The 18502-nt window shown below is 67.6% G+C and carries 17 protein-coding genes; 7 read left to right on the forward strand and 10 right to left on the reverse strand.

The window, feature by feature from the left end:
- Positions 1–122 precede the first annotated feature (122 nt).
- Positions 123–536: a YccF domain-containing protein gene (locus AB4089_RS12505; RefSeq protein ID WP_441409608.1), complete on the forward strand. Its 414-nt coding sequence runs from the start codon at positions 123–125 to the stop codon at positions 534–536.
- Between the two features lie 69 nt (positions 537–605).
- A complete protein-coding gene (locus AB4089_RS12510) occupies positions 606–1079 on the forward strand; it encodes an SRPBCC family protein (protein ID WP_441409609.1) in 474 nt (157 codons plus the stop codon).
- A gap of 36 nt (positions 1080–1115) precedes the next feature.
- On the opposite strand, the gene AB4089_RS12515 is transcribed toward AB4089_RS12510, so the two are convergent.
- The 8 genes from AB4089_RS12515 to AB4089_RS12550 form a co-directional block, all read right to left on the reverse strand.
- The gene (locus AB4089_RS12515; protein ID WP_441409610.1) at positions 1116–1985 is read right to left on the reverse strand and encodes a DUF4031 domain-containing protein; all 870 of its coding nucleotides are present in this window, start codon (positions 1983–1985) and stop codon (positions 1116–1118) included.
- A 100-nt stretch (positions 1986–2085) separates the two neighbouring features.
- Positions 2086–3423, reverse strand: coding sequence for an FAD-binding oxidoreductase (locus AB4089_RS12520; RefSeq protein ID WP_441409611.1), 1338 nt, complete (start codon positions 3421–3423; stop codon positions 2086–2088).
- A gap of 230 nt (positions 3424–3653) precedes the next feature.
- Positions 3654–4145, reverse strand: coding sequence for a carboxymuconolactone decarboxylase family protein (locus tag AB4089_RS12525; protein WP_441409612.1), 492 nt, complete (start codon positions 4143–4145; stop codon positions 3654–3656).
- 357 nt (positions 4146–4502) lie between these two features.
- Positions 4503–5537 carry a glycerate kinase family protein gene (locus AB4089_RS12530; RefSeq protein ID WP_441409613.1) on the reverse strand — a complete coding sequence of 345 codons (1035 nt, stop codon included), beginning with the start codon at positions 5535–5537 and terminating at the stop codon, positions 4503–4505.
- A 4-nt stretch (positions 5538–5541) separates the two neighbouring features.
- A complete protein-coding gene (locus tag AB4089_RS12535) occupies positions 5542–6474 on the reverse strand; it encodes a 3-keto-5-aminohexanoate cleavage protein (RefSeq protein WP_441409614.1) in 933 nt (310 codons plus the stop codon).
- Positions 6475–6493: 19 nt separating this feature from the next.
- On the reverse strand, positions 6494–7258 hold the full coding sequence (locus tag AB4089_RS12540; protein WP_441409615.1) for an SDR family oxidoreductase: 765 nt from the start codon (positions 7256–7258) through the stop codon (positions 6494–6496).
- Between the two features lie 83 nt (positions 7259–7341).
- Positions 7342–8661, reverse strand: a complete 1320-nt coding sequence (locus AB4089_RS12545) for an MFS transporter (protein WP_441409616.1) — start codon at positions 8659–8661, stop codon at positions 7342–7344.
- A gap of 236 nt (positions 8662–8897) precedes the next feature.
- Entirely contained in the window at positions 8898–9956 is a 1059-nt protein-coding gene (locus AB4089_RS12550) for a LacI family DNA-binding transcriptional regulator (RefSeq protein ID WP_441409617.1), read from the reverse strand.
- 710 nt (positions 9957–10666) lie between these two features.
- Here AB4089_RS12550 and clpB point away from each other — a divergent pair.
- Positions 10667–13342 carry an ATP-dependent chaperone ClpB gene (clpB, locus tag AB4089_RS12555; protein ID WP_441409618.1) on the forward strand — a complete coding sequence of 892 codons (2676 nt, stop codon included), beginning with the start codon at positions 10667–10669 and terminating at the stop codon, positions 13340–13342.
- A gap of 102 nt (positions 13343–13444) precedes the next feature.
- Here clpB and AB4089_RS12560 read toward each other — a convergent pair whose 3' ends face one another.
- Complete coding sequence (locus AB4089_RS12560) at positions 13445–14170, reverse strand: septum formation family protein (protein ID WP_441409619.1); 726 nt, start codon at positions 14168–14170, stop codon at positions 13445–13447.
- 292 nt (positions 14171–14462) lie between these two features.
- Between AB4089_RS12560 and AB4089_RS12565 the strand changes: the two genes are divergently transcribed.
- Entirely contained in the window at positions 14463–14696 is a 234-nt protein-coding gene (locus AB4089_RS12565; RefSeq protein WP_018774150.1) for a DUF3073 domain-containing protein, read from the forward strand.
- A 253-nt stretch (positions 14697–14949) separates the two neighbouring features.
- Entirely contained in the window at positions 14950–15732 is a 783-nt protein-coding gene (locus AB4089_RS12570) for a VOC family protein (RefSeq protein ID WP_441409620.1), read from the forward strand.
- Positions 15733–15738: 6 nt separating this feature from the next.
- Here the strand turns inward: AB4089_RS12570 and AB4089_RS12575 are convergent, their stop codons facing one another.
- Entirely contained in the window at positions 15739–16365 is a 627-nt protein-coding gene (locus AB4089_RS12575) for a GntR family transcriptional regulator (RefSeq protein ID WP_441409621.1), read from the reverse strand.
- Positions 16366–16477: 112 nt separating this feature from the next.
- Here AB4089_RS12575 and AB4089_RS12580 point away from each other — a divergent pair, with 112 nt between their 5' ends.
- Positions 16478–17569, forward strand: a complete 1092-nt coding sequence (locus AB4089_RS12580; RefSeq protein ID WP_441409622.1) for a succinylglutamate desuccinylase/aspartoacylase family protein — start codon at positions 16478–16480, stop codon at positions 17567–17569.
- The gene (locus AB4089_RS12585) at positions 17556–18497 is read left to right on the forward strand and encodes an ABC transporter substrate-binding protein (protein WP_441409623.1); all 942 of its coding nucleotides are present in this window, start codon (positions 17556–17558) and stop codon (positions 18495–18497) included. Before AB4089_RS12580 ends, AB4089_RS12585 begins: the two co-directional genes overlap by 14 nt.
- The last annotated feature ends 5 nt before the right edge of the window (positions 18498–18502 follow it).

Here is an 18502-nt window from a genome sequence, read left to right on the forward strand (position 1 = left end):
GTCCGACGTGCACCCGGTGTCCCCTAACTGGGGCCGGCTTCGGAGGGAGGGAGGCGAAAATCAGGGATCTTTCCGGGTGAACCACTAAGCCGAATGTCAGTCCTACGGGCGAGAATGAAACCATGAAGACACTCCTGAACATCATCTGGCTGCTCTTTGGCGGCCTGTGGCTGGCCCTTGGGTACTTCCTGGCCGGCGTTGTCTGCTGCATGCTGGTCGTCACCATTCCGTGGGGGCTGGCCTCGTTCCGCATCGCGTCCTACGCCTTGTGGCCCTTCGGTCGCATGGTGATCGACAAGCCCGGCGGAAACGGCATATTTGCCCTGGTGGGAAACGTTATCTGGCTGGTTGTGGCAGGCATCTGGATCGCGATCGGGCACATCATCACGGCCTTCGCCATGGCCATCACGATCATCGGCATCCCGCTGGCGATCGCCAACCTCAAGCTCATCCCGGTCTCGCTGATGCCGCTCGGGAAACAGATCGTCCCGAGCAATACGCCGTACGTAACCGCCTACAGGCCCGGCCGACGCTAGCGCGGCGGCGCAGCCCCGGGGGTCGAAGCCGCGTCCCCTGTCAGTCCAAGCAATCCGAGGGAGAGGACCATGAGCGAACCGGCGTCCGGGGACACGGACCTCATGCTTGTCATTGTGCGCGAGTTCAGGGCCCCGGTCCGGGGTGTGTGGTCCGCGTTGACGGACCCGGACGAGGCTCCGCAGTGGTGGGGTCCGCGCGGCTTCCACGTTCCGCGGGAGAGCGTCGATACGGACCTTGAGGTCGGTGGCCTGTACCGCGCCTGCATGATCCAGGACAGTACGGGGCAGCAATTTTGGTGGGGCGGGGTGCATACCGATATTGAGCCGCCGCACCTCTTGGTCTTCACCCATGCCTGGGACAGGCCGGACGGCACCCGCGGCTTCGAGACCGAGGTGACGATCCGGTTGGAGGAGGTCGACGGCGGCACCCAGATGACCTTCACCCAGGGACCGTTCGACTCTGCGTCCAGCCGCGACCGCCACGGCGAAGGATGGCGTGAATCGTTCGACCGCCTGGCGAATCACCTCAGCGTTGCCGCCTGAGCATTACCGGCCGCCGGAGAGCGAGGTGGTCGCTTTTCACGCGAGTTCGCCCTGCAGGTTCCGGCGGGCCGCCTCCAGCCACAGCCCGCGGGCCCGGTCCGTATGGAAGAGCGGATCCAGCTGCAGCAGCCGGCGGACGACGGCGGCGCGGCCGGTGGCGAAGTCGGCGTCGCCGATGTGCGCGAAGTCTTCCCTGACGGCGGCCAGATAACGGGCGTAGGCTTCCGGGTCGCCGCCGAGGACGGAGAGGTCGGCGTCGCTGAGCAGGGCACCGGCGTCGTCTCCGGGCTCCGGACAGTGGTCCGCGGTCAGCAGGACCAGGCGCGCCACTTCGTCCACCTCGGCGGCCGGCAGGCCGGCATGCCGGAGCCGGTCTTCGGCCAGCCGCGCCGATTCCGCTTCGTCCTCTCCCGCGATGCCGCGGTAGACGGCATCGTGGAACCATGCAGCCAGCAGTACTGCTCGGGGCGGATCGGACGGATCGCAGAGCAGGTCCAGGGCCTCCAGTACAGCCAGCAGGTGGGTGCGGCCATGGTACTTCCGGTGCTCCTCGCCCCAGCGGTCCAGCAGATCAAGGAAAAGGGCGTCGTGGCCCGGCAGCGCCTCATTCCAGCGGTTCAGCAGGGGGATCCTGAGGGCCTTGCCGCGCCGGCGGGCCGGGATCCGCAGGCCGCTGGCGATCAGTTTGCGGACCAGCACCCGGCCCTCCACAGGGATGGCACCGGCCGCCACGAGGGCCGCATAGCGGTCCTCGGCGACGTCGTAGTGGTCGCCGTCGAAGGCACGGCCGGAGATGCCGGCGGCCGCGGCAAACGCGTGCAGCTCCTCAAGCGAGCTGTCCGAGACGAGGTGCGAGAAGTGCGTTCCGTGGGCAGGCCAGAGGGGCGGATCGACGTAGACGGCCATGGAGGAAGTCTAGCGCCGCCCGCTGACGCCGACGCGGGCCGGCGTCGGGCGGGTGCGGGCTGTCGCCGGCCGGGTGCGGGCTCGGGTGCGGGGCGCGGGGTCACACAGCGACGGAGGGGCGGATGTTCTGGTTGCCGTGGAAAACATTCCCGGGGTCAAACTCGCGTTTCACGTTTGCCAGCCGGGCGTAGTTGTCCTCGCCGAAAGCTGCCCGGACGCGGTCCTGGCCCTCGTTGCCGATGAAGTTCAGCCACACGCCTCCGGTCGCGTAGGGGGCTATGTCCTGGCGGAACCGCTTGACCCACGCTTTCGCCTCCTGCCCGCCCTGCGGAGTGTCACCGAGGCCGAAGGGGTGGCTCACCCAGCTGGCGTTCCGGTTCAGCAGCGGGGTGGCGGCCGCGGCGGGCCCGCTCACGGCCCCGCCCCAGTGGGCTATCAGCTGCTGGGAACTTGGTCCCGGGAGGTTCCGGGCCGAGTCGATGATGACGTCCAGGGCGCCGTCGGAAAGTTCGTCGTGATAGTCAGCGCTCCAATAGTTGTACTTGCCCGGCGGGTCGTCGAGGGAACACTGGAAGCCGGCGTAGTCCGTGTCCTCCACCAGGTCCACCGCAGGCCCAAGCTCCCGGTAGGCCTCGGCATGTTCCTTGCCCTCCGCGGGGTCGCCGGCGAAGACGTACACCATGCACACCACCATCTTGCCCACCAGGTTCGCGGGCACAAATGGCTCCGCCGGCGCGATCGCGTAGATGAGGGCGGCGGACTCCTCGTTGGGCGCCGCAAGCGCCAGTTCCCGGTAGCCGCGGCTGATTTCCTCGGCCGCGTCCCCCGGCCACATCAGCAGGCCGGCGTGCACTTTTGGCCCGAGCTGGTGCAGGCCGAAGGTGAAGGACGTGGCGACGCCGAAGTTCCCGCCGCCTCCGTGCAGGGCCCAGAACAGCTCGGGATTCTCCCGGGCGCTGGCCGTCACCCGCTCACCGGCGGCCGTGACCAGGTCCACGGAGACGAGGTCATCGCAGGCGAAGCCGAAGGCGCGCTCGAGCCAGCCGGATCCGCCCCCGAGCGTGAAACCGGCGAGACCCGTCGTGGAGACGCGCCCGCCGGTGATGGCGAGCCCGTACTCCTGGGTGGCGCGGTCAAACTCCCCGCAGGTGAGGCCTGCACCCACGGTGGCCGTGCGGGCCTCCAGGTCCACCCGGGCGGATTTCATCGTACGAACGTCGACTACAAGACCGCCGTCGTTCAACGACATGCCGGCCACAGAATGGCCGCCCGCGCGTACGGCGACGTCGAAGCCGTGTGTCCGCGCATACGCCAAGGCCTCGGCCACTTCTGCCGCGTCGGCGCATGGGGCAATGACGGCCGGACGGCGGTCGATCATTGCGTTGAAGAGTCTTCGAGTTTCGTCGTATTCCGGGTGACCCGGCCTGACCCACTTCATGGCAGTGCTCCCTCCGTGACCGCGGCTCCGCCCCACTTTCCGAGCTTACGACCGTGCACCGGATGTGGCTATGGCGTTCTGTTTGGCAGGCGGCGCGGCAGCGATGCCCGGGGTCCCTGGCGCCTCCTCGGTCTCCGGCCAGGTGTGCCAGCTGGTGTCCTGGCGGGCGCCAAGGTGGGGCGTCCTGATTGGGTGTCGGCGTGAGGCGCCAGCGGGTTTAATCGCGGGGGTTAGTCGCGGGCGGCGCGGACCGGATGCTGGCTAACGATGGAAACCCGGTTGAAAGCGTTCATGGTGATGGCCAGCCAGCTGACGGCGGAAAATTCCTCGGCCGAAAGGTGCCGCCGGGCCTGTGCGCCGTCGTGGTCTCGGGCCCGGGCGTCAGAGATGCTGGTGATGGCCTCGGCCAGGGTCAGGGCTGCCCGTTCCTTTTCGGAGAACAGTGTGGTGTCCCGCCAGGCCGAGAGGACAGCCAGCCGCTGGGCCGACTCGCCATTCTTGACAGCATCGCCCACGTGCATGTCCAGGCAATAGGCGCAGCCGTTGATCTGCGAAATGCGGACGTTGAGCAGTTCGATCAGCGTCCCGTCCAGCCCGGCCTCGGCGGCGGCTTCCTTGGCTTTCAGGCCCAGCCCGTTGAGTGCACGCCACGCCGCCGGATGCTCCTTGTCCAGGAAGACACTCCGGTGGTCAGGATTCTGCGGTGCGGCCGTCTCAGTCATGGATTCCACAATACCGATGAGCTTCGGTCCGACTCGGAGCGTCGTGTGACAGTTTTGTCAAATGTGTGACAAGGTGTGGGAGTGGGAGTTTTTGGTTCGGTGGCCGGTTCCTTGGGGGACCCGGCCATCGAACCGCTCTTTCAGGGCCGGGGCTTCGCCCCGCTGAGCCCCGCCATGCTTGGCCAATCCGAGCTTCGCCAATTCCGCTGTGGCACATGCCCAGTTTTGGGAGCCGCCGTAGGACATGTCCAGTGGTCACGCCTGGTTGCGGGGGACATGTCCAGCCTTCAGGCCAGGGAATGGGCAGAAGGGGATTATGTCCATCGGTGCGCGCCAAAGGCGGGCATGTCCGTGGCGTCATATGGAAGCGCAAACCGCAGTGGCAGCGCGGGAAACGCTGGAAACCGGGGAGTCGCGGGAAATAGCCCGGGCTAGTTCAGCCCCCGCCGCGTGCATGGCGTCCGGGTTGCCGGCCACAATGATGCCGGCAAAGCTGCCGGCGTCGGCGCCGAGATCGGGGTCCACCGATCCCACCACCGCGTACACGGGTATGTCGGCGGCGCGGGCCAGGATGGCGGCGATGATCTTGCCCTGTCCGGTCTGGGAATCCAGCCGGCCCTCGCCGACCACCACGGCGCTGCTCGCGGCCAGTCGCGCGTCGAACCCCAACAAATCCAGCACATAGTTGGCCCCTGACACCAGGCTGGCACCGTAGCGTGCCCACATGCCGCCGGAGAACCCGCCGGCCGCGCCGGTCCGGTCCATCAGACGGGGATCGCGGCCGTACTCGGCGGCGAAGCGTTCCGCCTGCAGCTCGAGCCGGCGGGTCAGGTCGGCAACTAGGGCCGGACCGGCGCCCTTCTGCGGACCGAACACCCGGGCGGCGTCGGAAAAACGCGTTGTGACGTCGCTCAGGATCACGATCTCGGCGCCGCGGAGGCCGCCGCGCTCCTCGATCGCAGCGATGGCCCCGGCGCCGCCGTCGGTCGTGGCGGACCCGCCGGCCGCGACCAGCAGCCGGCGGGCCCCGAGCCGGACGGCCTCCGCCATGAGCACGCCGGTGCCGTAGGTGCTGGCGGCGGTTGGGTCCCGGTCCCCGGCCGTGGGCAGGTTGAGACCGCTGGCAAAGGCCAGCTCGACGACGGCGGTGCCGTCGGCGGCCAGGGCGATGGCGGCGTCGACGGCGTCACCCCACGGACCCACCGTGCCCACGCGGACCGGGCGGGCGTCCAGGCCCCTGACCAGGACCTCAAACGTTCCCTCGCCGCCGTCGGCCACGGGGAGTTCGACGGCGGCGGCGCCGGCCGAACGGATCCCGCCGGCAATGTGCGCCGCGACCTGCGCCGCCGTGAAGGTGCCCTTGAAGCTGTCCGGGGCCACGAGGATGCTCACGTGCTCAGAAACCCACCTTGTCCCGGCCCTTAAGCTGCAGCATTTGCCGCGCCTCGTCCGGTGTGGCGACCTCGAAGTTGAGGGCTTCCAGGATGGTGCGGATCCGGGTGACCTGTTCGGCGTTGGACGCGGCGAGTTGCCCCGGCCCTATCCAGAGCGAGTCCTCCAGGCCCACCCGGACGTGCGAGCCCATGGCCGCGCCGATCGTGGCGAGCGGCATCTGGTTCTTGCCGGCGCCCAGGATGGACCACTCGTAGTCCTCGCCCAGCAGCCGGTCCGCGGTGCGGCGCATGTGCATGAGGTCCTCGGGGTGGGCGCCGATGCCGCCGAGCAGGCCGAATACGGACTGGACGAACAGCGGGCCCCTGGCAAGTCCGCGGGCATGGAAGTGGGCCAGGTTGTTCAGGTGCGAGATGTCGTAGCACTCGAACTCGAAGCGGGTGCCGTTCCGGTTGCCGATGCCCAGGATGGTCTCGATGTCCTGGAAGGTGTTCTTGAAGACCAGGTCGCGGCTCTTCTCGAGCCCCTCGCGTTCCCAGTCGTGGCCGAACTCGGTGAAGCGCTCCAGCATCGGGTACAGCCCGAAGTTCATCGAGCCCATGTTCAGCGAGGCGAGCTCGGGCTTGAACAGTGCTGCCGGCTGCATCCGCTCCTCGACGCTCATGTGCGGCGAGCCGCCGGTGGTGATGTTGATGACGGCGTCGGTGTTGAGCTTGAGTTTGTCCAGGATCGGTGCGAAGTGCTCCGGGTCCTGTGAGGGGCGGCCGTCCCTGGGATCGCGGGCGTGCATGTGCACAATGGCGGCGCCGGCCTCGGCGGCGCCGATCGCGGCGTCGGCGATCTCGTCCGGGGAGACGGGCAGGTGCGGGGACATGGACGGGGTGTGGATGGCGCCGGTGACGGCGCTGGTGATGATGACTTTGCGTGCAGCAGCCATGGGTGTCGCTCCTCGGGGATCAGTAGAGTTTTTCGGTGTTGCCGTCGACGGCGAGGGCCTGGCCGTTGACGTTGCGGGCCAGGTCGCTGGCCACGAAGACGGCCATGTTGGCGATGTCCTCGGCCTCGATGAGCCGGCCGAGCGAGGACTGGTGGTGGTAGAGCGCGGACACCTCGTCCGCCGGCTGGCCGAGCATTTCGGCCTTGGCATTGATGACCGCGTCGATCCGGGGGCCGTTGACGGCGCCGGGGCAGATGGCGTTGACCCGGATCCGGTCCGGGCCGAGTTCGATCGCAAGGGTCTTGGTGAGCCCGACGACGGCCCACTTCGACGCCGAGTAGGCACTGCGGCCGGCCATGCCCAGCCGCCCGGCGGCCGAGGACAGGTTCACGATCGAGGCGCCGTTGCCCTCGCGCAGCAGGGGCAGGGCGTGTTTGATGCAGAAAAACTGGCCGTGGATGTTGACGTCGAAGGTCGCCTTCCACGCCGCGGCGTCGATGGATTCCAGGGGGCCGGTTGGCCCGGCGATGCCGGCATTGTTGACCAGGACATCCAGGCCGCCCAGTTCTTCCCGGACCGTTGCCATGAGGGCGCGGACCTGCCATTCGTCGGAGACGTCGCTGACGGCGGCCGCGAGGCCGTTGACGCGGGCCTTCTCGACGGCGTCGGGGTCAATATCGGTGACGAAGACGGCGGCGCCGAGTTCCCGGAACCTGTTGGCGATGGCCAGGCCGATGCCGTTGGCTCCGGCGGTGACCAGGACGCGTTTGGCGGTGAAATCCATGGGTATTCCTTGCAGTCAGAGGGTGTGCGGGCCCGTTCCGGACGCGCGGCGGGGCGCGTCCGGGACGGGCGGTGGTCCGTGGGTCAGTGGGCGGCCGGGACAGCCGCGGGCTTCTCCGTGCCGCGCTTGAGCAGCAGGGACAGCAGCGCGCCGATGATGCACATGGCCACGATGAACCACAGCCCGGACAGCTTGGAGCCGGTGGCGTCCTGCATGAAGCCCATGACGTAGGGGCCCAGGAAACCGCCGCAGAGGCCGATGGTGTTGACGAAGGCGATGCCGCCGGCGAGGGCGGCGCCGCTGAGCCGGGTGGCCGGGTAGGTGAAGAGGATCGGCTGCAGGGCGAAGAAATTGAAGGCGGCGAGGCAGAAGCCGATCATCCCGAGCAGGGGACCGCCGACGGCACCCAGCGCGAAGCCGGCGACGATGCCGGTCATGGTTCCGGTGACCAGCATCCGGGAGCGGCGGCCGTCCGTGGCGAAACGCGGGACCAGCAGCGCGCCGGCCGCGGAGAAGATCCAGGGGATGGCCGTCAGCAGGCCGATCTGCAGCGGGCTGAGCTTTCCGTACGTGCCGATGATGGAGGGCAGGAAGTAGGACAGGGCGTAGACGGCGATCTGGTGGGTGAAGTAGACGCCGACGACGAGGAGGATCTGCTTGTCCTTAAGGACATCGCGGAGCCGGTGGTTGCCGGAGGCCTCGGCGCCGGCAGATTCCTCGGCGGCGATGCGGGCCTCAAGATCGGCCGCTTCCTCGGCAGTCAGGAATGGTGCCTGGCTGGGGCGGTCCGGGAGTTTTTTCCAGACGACGTAGGCGAGGACGCACGCCGGGAGGCCCTCGACAAGGAACATCCACTGCCAGCCGTGCAGGCCGCCGAGCCCGTCCATGGTCAGCAGCAGACCGCCCAGGGGGGCGCCGACGATGTTGGCGATGGAGACGCCGAGCAGGAACATTCCGTTGGCCTTGGCGCGGTCCTTGACCACGAACCACTGGGTCAGGAAGTACATGACGCCCGGGAAGAGTCCGGCCTCGGCGACGCCGAGCAGCATCCGCATGATGTAGAAGGACCATTCGCCCTGGACGAAGGCCATGCCGGCGGAGATGATGCCCCAGGTGATCATGATCCGCATGATCCAGAAGCGGGCACCGACCTTGTGCATGATCAGGTTGGACGGGATCTCGGACAGGGCGTAGGTCAGGAAGAAGAGCCCGGCGCCGATGCCGTAGGCGGTGGCCGAGATGCCGAGGTCGATCTCCAGCCGGTCCTTGGCCATGCCGATGTTGGTGCGGTCCAGGAAGGCCATGATGTAGGCGCCGATCAGCAGCGGCATGACGCGGCGTAGGATCACGCCGTTGATTTCCTGCGGTGTGCGCATCTTCTTTGGTGCGGATACAACTGACATGGGTCGGGGTCCTTGGGTCGGTGGTCGGGGTCGGTGGCCGGGGCCGGTGGTCAGAACGGGCGTGCGGAAGTCAGGCGACCGGGAGCAGTGCGGCCGCGGCGGGGCACACGGAGCCGTCGTCGTGACGGACTGGCGTGGAATGGTGGGCGTGGATGGGCGGATGCGGGGGACTGGCCGTGGCCGGCCCGGCCGGCGTGTGGCCGCCGGCGTGGGCGTCTTCGGTGCGGCGCCCGGCCTCAGATGTCCGGCGGCGTGCAGCCGCACGTCCGCCCGACGTGCAGGCGGTGCCGGCACACTTTCGAGGTGTAGGAGGCGGAAGGGGAATCGATGCGTTTGAGCAGCATGGCGAAGGCCTCGTTGGCCATTTCCTGCTGCGGTTGGACAATGCTGGTCAGGTTGATCAGCCCGGAGCGGCTGTGCGGCAGACCGTCACAGCCGGCGACGGCGACGTCCTCCGGGATGCGCAGGCCGCGCGACAGGGCGTATTCCATGACGCCGATGGCAAGTTCGTCGCTGCCGCACACCACGGCCTGGGGCGGAGTTCCGGCGGAAAACAGCCGTTCCGCTGCCAGCCGGCCGCCCTCGTTGTTGACCCTGGTGCTGATCTTCCGGTCGCCGCTGATGGTGATGCCGGCTGCGGCGGCGGTGCGGACAAACGCCTGTTCACGGGCCAGGGAGGCGGTCGAGAATCGGGGCCCCACAACGGTGGCGATCTCGGTGAAGCCGTGGCTGAGCATGTGCTGCATCAGCGTGGAGGCGGCGGCGTCGTCGTCGATCCCGACAAAGTCCGAATCGAGGAAGTCCGCCCGCCGGGACAGGCACACGTAGGGGATCCGGGCCGCCCTCAGGGTGCGGAGCGCGGTGGCGTCGTCCCGGAGCGAGGCGGCCAGGATGATGCCGTCCACGTTGCGGTGCGCCAGTGTGGAGGTGACCTGGGCGAGGACCTCCGGATCGTCCTGGGTGGTGGCGACGAAAACTTCGTAGCCGGACTCCGCCGCGGCCGTGATGACGCCCTGCGCCCAGCGCGGAAACATCGGATTGATGATGTTCGGCAGGATCAGCCCGATGACCCGGGTCCGCTGCGGGTCTGTTGACTGCGAGGGCTTACGGGGCCTGAAGCCGAGCTCGTTCGCCACATGGATGATGTGGCGCCGGGTTTCCGGCGAGACGCCGCCCTTGCCATTGAGGACATAGGAGACCGCAGCCGAGGAGACCCCGGCGGCCCGTGCCACCGCGGCGGCCGAAACCGGTCCAACACGGCCGTCCATCGTGGCGCTTGCGGCGTGTTCGTGCATGTCCGGCCCTCCTTCGTGTCGGTTCGAGTTGCTGTGACCCCAGTTACAGTAAGGAGCCTGCCGATCGTTAAGCAACGTTAAGTGACTGGTGCGGGCTGCGTGAGCGGCTGCCGCGGGACATGCCCATTTTTCCAATCCGGGCCGAGGGGGCATGTCCAGCCGGGCGAGTGGGACACGTCCAGTCTTGGGGCCGAGTCGTGCCGGGCGAGCGGGGACATGCTCATTTTTCGTACCGGGCGAGCGGGACATGCCCATTTTTCGCGCCCGGATGGCGGGAGCATGTCCAGCCCTCGGCCCGAAGAGCGGACATGATGGGATTATGTCCACTCTTCGGGCTCAGGGGAGGGCATGTCCCGTGGAATCAGTGGAATCAGTGGAATCAGTGGGAGCGGTGGAATCGGTGGAATCGGTGGAAGCGGTGGAACCCGTGGAACCCGTGGAACCAGCGGAACCAATGGAACCAGTGGGGTCAGTGGAATCAGTGGAACCCGTGGAACCAGCGGGGCCGGGGGCGGATGCCTGGTTGCTCCCCGGTGCCCCCTAGCTCTCCCTGATGCCCCCTGGCTCTCCCTGGGGCGCATGGCCCGCGGGCAGTCCGCCCCTAGACAGGCGTTTCGCTGTCGGCAAACATGGAGCCAGCGGGCATCACGGCAAAGTTGAGCGATGTAGACTCAACTTTGCCATCAGGACCATTCCGGAAGGAGCCCTCTTTGGACGCCAAGTTCACCACCAAGAGCCAGGAGGCTCTCGCCGCCGCCGCCATGAATGCCTCGACCGCGGGAAACCCGCAGCTCGAGCCGGCGCACCTGCTCAAGGCGCTCATGGACCAGCGGGAGGGCGTCGCCGTCGCACTGCTCCGGGCCACGGGCGCAGACCCGGACATCGTCAGCGTCCAGGCGAGCACCGCCATCAAGGCCCTGCCCTCAACGTCCGGGAGCAGTGTGCAGCAGGCGCAGCTGTCCCGGACCGGCCTGCAGGCGATCAAGAATGCCCAGAACGAGGCCGAACGGCTCGGGGACAGCTTTGTCTCCACCGAACACCTGCTGCTCGGCCTCGCTGCCGGCAGCGACGGCGTCGGGACGCTCCTGCGCGAGGCCGGCGCCTCCCACGAGGCGCTCCTGGCCGCCCTGCCCGGCGTGCGCGGCGGCCGCAAAGTGGACAACGCGGACCCGGAAAACACCTTCCAGGCACTCGAGAAATACGGCACGGACCTCACCGCTGTCGCCCGCTCGGGCAAGCTGGACCCGGTGATTGGCCGCGATGCAGAGATCCGGCGCATCATCCAGGTCCTGAGCCGCCGCACCAAGAACAACCCCGTCATTATCGGCGAGCCCGGGGTCGGCAAGACCGCCGTCGTCGAGGGCCTCGCCCAGCGGATCGTAGAGGGCGACGTGCCCGAAAGCCTGCGCGGCAAGACCCTGATCGCCCTGGACCTCGCCTCCATGGTGGCCGGCGCGAAGTACCGCGGCGAATTCGAGGAGCGGCTCAAGGCTGTCCTGGAGGAAATCAAGGGCTCCGAGGGGCAGATTGTCACCTTCATCGACGAGCTCCACACGGTGGTGGGTGCCGGCGCCACCGGGGACAGTTCCATGGACGCCGGCAACATGCTCAAACCCATGCTGGCCCGCGGCGAGCTGCGGCTGATCGGTGCCACCACGCTGGATGAGTACCGCGAGAACATCGAAAAGGACCCCGCCCTGGAACGTCGGTTCCAGCAGGTGTTCGTGGGCGAGCCCAGCGTGGAGGACACCATCGGCATTCTGCGCGGCCTCAAAGAGCGCTACGAGGCCCACCACAAGGTTTCCATCTCCGATTCCGCCCTCGTGGCGGCGGCGACACTCTCCAACCGGTACATCTCCGGCCGGCAGCTGCCGGACAAGGCGATCGACCTCGTGGACGAGGCCGCGTCCCGGCTGCGCATGGAAATCGATTCCGCCCCCGAAGAGATCGACCAGCTGCGCCGCCAGGTGGACCGCCTGACCATGGAGGAGCTGGCCCTGGCCGGCGAGACCGATGCCGCTTCGAAGGAGCGCCTCGCGGCGCTGCGCGCGGACATGGCGGACAAGAAGGAAGAGCTCGCGGGCCTGAACGCCCGTTGGGAGGCCGAGAAGGCGGGCCTGAACCGGGTGGGTGACCTCCGGGCCAAGCTCGACGAGCTCCGCTCTGCGGCGGACAAGGCCCAGCGCGAGGGCGACCTCGAGACGGCGTCCAGGATCCTCTATGGGGAGATCCCCGCCCTGGAGCGGGAACTGAACGCTGCGTCCGAGGCCGAGGCGGCCGTGCCCGACAAATCCACGCAGATGGTGGCCGATGAAGTCACAGCCGACGACATCGCCGAGGTGATTTCGGCCTGGACCGGCATCCCTGCGGGGCGCATGCTGCAGGGCGAGAGCCAGAAGCTGCTGAACATGGAGCATGTCCTGGGCGAGCGGCTGATCGGCCAGAAGAAGGCCGTTGCCGTGGTTTCCGACGCCGTGCGCCGCGCCCGCGCCGGGATCAGTGATCCCAACCGACCTACGGGTTCGTTCCTGTTCCTGGGCCCCACCGGCGTCGGCAAGACTGAGCTCGCCAAGTCCCTTGCGGACTTCCTCTTCGACGACGAGCGCGCGATGGTCCGGATCGACATGTCCGAATATTCGGAGAAGCACTCCGTGGCCAGGCTCGTCGGGGCGCCTCCCGGGTACGTCGGCTACGAGGAGGGCGGCCAGCTCACGGAGGCCGTCCGGCGGCGCCCGTACTCGGTGCTGCTGCTGGACGAGGTGGAAAAGGCCCATCCGGAGGTCTTCGACATCCTCCTGCAGGTGCTCGACGACGGGAGGCTCACCGATGGTCAGGGGCGCACCGTGGACTTCCGCAACGTGATCCTGGTGCTCACTTCGAACATAGGCAGCCAGTTCCTGGTGGACCCCAACCTCGACGCCGCGGCCAAGAAGAACGCCGTCATGGCCATGGTGAACGCCTCCTTCAAGCCGGAATTCCTGAACAGGCTGGACGAGGTGGTCCTCTTCGATCCGCTGAGCGTGGAGGAGCTGTCCGAAATCGTGGAACTCCAGGTCAAGGAGCTGGGCGAGCGGCTCAAGGGCCGCCGGCTGAACCTCGAAGTCACCGAGGGCGCCCGGGCCTGGCTGGCCGTGACCGGCTTCGACCCGGCGTACGGCGCCCGGCCGCTGCGCCGGCTGGTGCAGCGAGAGATCGGCGACCGGCTGGCAAAGGAAATCCTGGCCGGCGAAATCACCGACGGCGACACCGTTCTGGTGGACACCGCGCCGGACCTGATGGAACTCACCATGGGCGAGCTGGAGGACATGGACGTGACCGACGGCGGCGCGGGCACCGGCAGCGGGCTCTCGGTCCGGCGCAAGGAGCAGGCGCCGCCGCAGCTGTAAGGAGCCGCGGCAGACAAACGCGCCGCAGCAGAAAAACGCCACTGGCAGCCGGATTCGTCCCGGCTGCCAGTGGCGTTAATGTCTGCGAAACGCTGCGTAAGGCTACGGCAGCAGGGACTCCTTGATGACGTTTCCGGCGTCCGTGACGGCGTAGCAATCGACCCGGCGGTCGCCCTTCTCCCAGCTGTTCGAGCTCGGGTAGGCCAGCTTGTAGCTCAGCCCGTAGCTGCCGGCCTTCTCCGTCAGCGGTGCAGCCTTGCAGGCATTGCGCGCCTTTTGCTTGAGCGCTTCCCGGCCGGGGTAGGAGTCAGCCGCACCGTACTTCTCCACCGCCACCAGCTGCGCCGAGTGGCCCGTGGCGCAGTCCACAATGGTGGACTGCTGCGCATCCGGATCGAAGTCCTTGAAGCAGTCACGCAGCTGGAAGTCCATGGGGCTGACGCCTTCCAGCGGCAAGGCTCCGCGGCTGGCCGGGGCCGACTCCGCCGAAGCCGCCGGGGCCGGACTGGCGCTATCCGGGGCGGGCTGGCCGCCGCCGGCAAATGAGGCCACAGCCCACCAGAGCAGAAGGCCGAGCGCGACAAGAATGGCCGCGGCCACACCCAGCCGCCGTGGCCCCTGCCGGCGGATCTGGCGGGCCACGCGCCGCGCGCGCCAGGAGAGCGCGGCAATGATGCGGTCGAAGGTGACGGGTTTCCCAGCCGGTGCCGCCGAGCGGTTCGTGGCCCGTGCCGGGTCGGCTGTGATGACGGGCAGGGCGGACGTCGGCGGCCTTGAAGGCGGCGGCGGGATGGTCCCGGCGTCGTTCCTTGGATTCTCTTCAGTCACTGAGAAATTCACCACTTCCGTGCGTCTTTTGCCGGGGCTGGAGGCCCGGCGTCGTGGCCCTTTTCCGGGCGCACATCACGAAACTCTATCGAAGAAGCGCGTTACGGCGCATGTGCCGGTGGCCGAGGCCGCCGCTGCCGAGGCGCCACAGTGTCCACACGGGGCGGGCCGGCGAGCAGTTGACGCCGAAAGCATGTAATCTAGGTGTACGACAAATTGACCAAACATTCCGGGGCCTCACCGATCGCCAAAGGTGACCACCTCCGGTCCAAGTACAAAAGGGGGTCACGCCATGGGGCGCGGCCGTCAAAAGGCAAAAGCTACCAAGCAGGCTCGGGACATCAAGTACTACTCCCCGAACACTGACTATTCGGCCCTTCAGCGCGAGCTCACGGGCCCGGGAAGTCGTGCCACGAGCCACTTCGCGGATGACCCGGTCGAACCGGATTATTCAGCGTATGTGGATAAGTACGCGGACGATGTGGAAGACGACGACGACGAGGTAGATTCCCGTCGCATAGGTTAGTCGACGCTTCCTCCCGGCAGGTTCTGCCGGGGGATCCTTTCGGCACTGCGGTGCCGGCCAAAGTTTTTCAGGCCGCCGGCCACTCCTGTTACAGGTGTGCCCGGCGGCCTTTCTTGTACCCGGCTTCGTGTACGCCGTTTCCTGTCCCCGGTATTCGCGGCGCTGTTGTCACCGGCGGGGCCCCGGGCTTGGTTGTTCGTGCCGGAATTTCCCGCCCAGATGCCCAGATGCCCAGATGCCCGGAAGGACTGCCATGACCACGCGCACAGGATTCGCCGAGGGTGAGCTCTGCTGGACAGACCTCCAGACCAGGGATGTGGAAGCGGCGAAGGCCTTCTATGCGGCGGTTTTTGGCTGGCGGTACGAGGACCTGCCCACCCCGGACGGGCGCAGCTACGCACAGGCCTTCCTTGGCGAGGCGCTGGTGACAGTCCTCGCGCCGCAGAACCCCCGTCAGGAAGCCGCGGGCGAGCCGGGCAAGTGGAACGTGTACTTCGCTGTCGAGGAAGCCAAAAACCTGGCCGCCGAACTGGCTCACTCCACCGGGCGCCTTGAATTCGGCCCGGAGGCCATCGGCGACACCGGCGTCATGGTCTTCTTCGCCCCTCCCGGCGGCGGAACCACGGGCGCGTGGCAGGCGGGCAGCCACTTCGGGGCCGGCCGGAGCCAGGAGGCGGGGACCCTGGCCTGGGCGGAGCTGCTCACGCCGGAGCCGCAGGCCGCCGTCGGCTTCTTCCAGCAGCTCTTCGGGCACGAGGTGACCGAATATCCCCAGGACGACGGCGGCACCTACACCACGCTCATGGTGGACGGCGCGGAGGTTGCCGGCATCGCCCGGGTCCCCGGCGATGCCCAGGACACTCTCGAGCCGGGCTGGCAGGTCTACTTCGGCGTCTCCGACGTCGCGGCCGCCGTGCAGGCTGCGGTGGCCGCGGGCGGCGTCGTGCTGATCGAACCGGAAGGGGTCGAGGAAGCCGGCGCGATCGCCACGCTGAAGGACCCGCAGGGCGGCGTCTTCAACCTGCTGGAGGTCTAGGGCAGCTCAGTCCTTCTCGTGGCAGAGGTCCAGCAGCGGAATCAGGGCATCGGGATCACCGGCCCGCGCGGCGGCCAGGATCTTCGTGTGTGAATCGGCGACGCGGGCCAGCTTGGCATCGTCCAGCGGATATGAGCGGCTGATCAGGCGCTGGACGGGGTTGTCCCAGACGGACTCGAGCGTGGTCAGCAGGAACTTATTTGGGCAGGGGGCTGCCAGGCTGAGGTGGAACCCCCGTGTTGCCGTGAACAGCGCCTCCGCGTCGGCACTCGCGGATCCCTCGGCAATCAGCAGCTCCAGCCGGGCCAGCTCGAGGGGCGTGTACTTGGCGCCGCACTGCCGGATGGCCATGATCTCCAGCGCTTTGCGGACTTCATAGACCTCGGCAACGTTCGACGGCGTCAGCGTCGTCGCGAAATATCCGGCACCGGGTACCAGTGTGGCCAGGCCCTCGTGCACCAGCCGGTTCAGCGCGTCGCGGATCGGCGTGCGGGACACCCCGTATTCGTCCGCCAGCTGCTCCTGGACCAGTGGAGCACCCGGCTCAACGACGCCGTTGACGATCTCATCACTGATCCGGTCGTAGACCTGCTCGCTCAACGGCCGCAACTTCTTGGCAGCTTGCACAGCCATTCGCCTCATCCCCTTCTGGTCCCAAGAATTCATCAAGTCTACGTGCTTTACATCACAGTATTCACTGTATACAGTGAATCCAATCTTGCCCAGCCTAGCTGAAAGTCAGCCCATGCCCCTGCACATTCCCCGAATCCCCGGTGTCGATTTCCTTGCCACAGGCAGGCAGCTCGGCTATCTGGAGATTGAACATTCGGACAACGCCCACGACGCCGCCGTGATCCCGTCCCCCATCGCCGTCCTGAGCGGCGGGGCCGGGCCAACGGTGCTACTTATCGCGGGCACTCACGGCGACGAGTACGAAGGCCAGATCCTGCTGCAGGAGCTGATCCGGTCCATCGATCCGGCGGAAGTCAGCGGACGCCTGATTGTGCTGCCCGCGCTGAATATCGCCGCCGTCCGGGAAGGGCGCCGCGTTGCCAGTGTGGACGGAGTGAACCTCAACAGGTCCCTTCCGGGCAACCCGGCCGGGGGCCCCGCCCAGCAGATAGCTTCCATCGTGGCCGAGGACCTCATCCCGCTGGCGGACTTCGTCATGGACATCCATTCCGGCGGAATCGCCTCGGAATACGTGCCCTCGGCCTTCGTCTACCACGGACCCACGCCGGAACTCTGGGCGCAAAAGACCGCGGCCGTGGCTGCCTTCAACGTGCCGTATTCGGTCGTGGTGCAGCCCATGCTCAAATCCGGTTCCATCAGCGGCGCCGCCGACCGGGCAGGCGTTCCCATGATCTCCACCGAACTCGGCGGCAGGGGGACGGTCTCCCTGCAGATCCTGAAGCGCGCACGGACGGGGCTGCGGGCGCTCCTGGGTCACTGGGGAATTCTCCAGGGCGTGCCGTCACCGGCCCAGTCCGCGGTCCCATCCGCCGGCCAGTCCACAGGCAAGTCCTCAGTTCAGTCCTCAGACCAGTCCACAGTCCAGTGGGTGGAGCTCACACCGCAGTCCCCGGTGAACTCCACCATGGCCGGGCTCTTCGAACCCACCGTTGAGCTGGGGCAAATCGTCGCGGCAGGGGCCCTCGTGGCCAGGGTTCATTCAGTGGAGGAACTCGACCGCCCGGCAAAGGAATTCTTCGCACCCATCGACGGGGTGGTTGCCATCGTTCGGCACCCGGCCCCCGTCAACGTCGGCACCACGCTGGTCAACATCGCCGTTGACCACGGAACCACCCATCCGAAAGGCAACTATGTCACGTCTTAATTTCACGGCCACCGGCACTGTGCTGCTCGCCGCCCTTATCGGGCTCAGCGGCTGCACCACCGCCTCCCTCGACGCCGGTAACGCCGCCGCCCAGCCCCTGCCCGGGCAGGGCGGCGCCATCGCCGCCGCACCGCTCAACCAGGCGGCAGCAGACCTGCTGCCCGTGCAGGTCAGGTCCAAGGGAACGCTCCTGGTGGGGACGGACCCCACGTTCGCGCCGTACGAGTTCTACGCCGCGGACAACAAGACGGTGACGGGATGGGACGCCGACTTCGCCAAGGCACTCGGGGAGACCCTGGGATTGGAGGCCACGATGGTCCCGGCCACCTTTGACACCATCCTCCCCGGCGTCGGATCGCATAAGTATGACGTCGGGATCTCCGGATTCAATGTCACCGCTGAACGGAAGAAGAACGCCGACTTCGCCACCTACATGAACAGCGGCTCGGGCCTGGCAGTCAAGCAGGGGAACCCGAAGAATCTCGCCCTTGACGCCATGAAGCTGTGCGGCATCAGGATCGGCGGCGAAAAGGGAACGTCCCAGGGCATCGAAAATCTGCCTGCCTTCTCGAAGCAGTGCACTGACGCGGGACAGGCCCCGATCGACATCCAGCTCTTCCCCTCCCAGCACGAAGCCAACCTGGCCCTCATCTCCGGCCGCGTTGACGGCGTCCTGTCCGGAGACATCGGCATGGCCTACGCCAGCAAGCTGTCCGGCGGCTCGTTCGAACTCGCCCCCGGCGCCGGCTGGGAACCCACGCCGGTGGGCATCGCCCTGCCGAAAGGTTCACCGCTGACCAAGGCCGTCGTGGCCGCTGTCGAGGCACTCGTAGCCAGCGATACCTACAGGGCCATCAACGCCAAGTACGGGATCCCCGATTCCGTGAAGGTCAGTGCGGACCAGGTCGACGCCGGAGCCACCCCATGAGCGGG

Origin of the sequence: Arthrobacter sp. 2MCAF15 (assembly GCF_052115605.1) — a bacterium.
GTDB lineage: Bacteria > Actinomycetota > Actinomycetes > Actinomycetales > Micrococcaceae > Arthrobacter.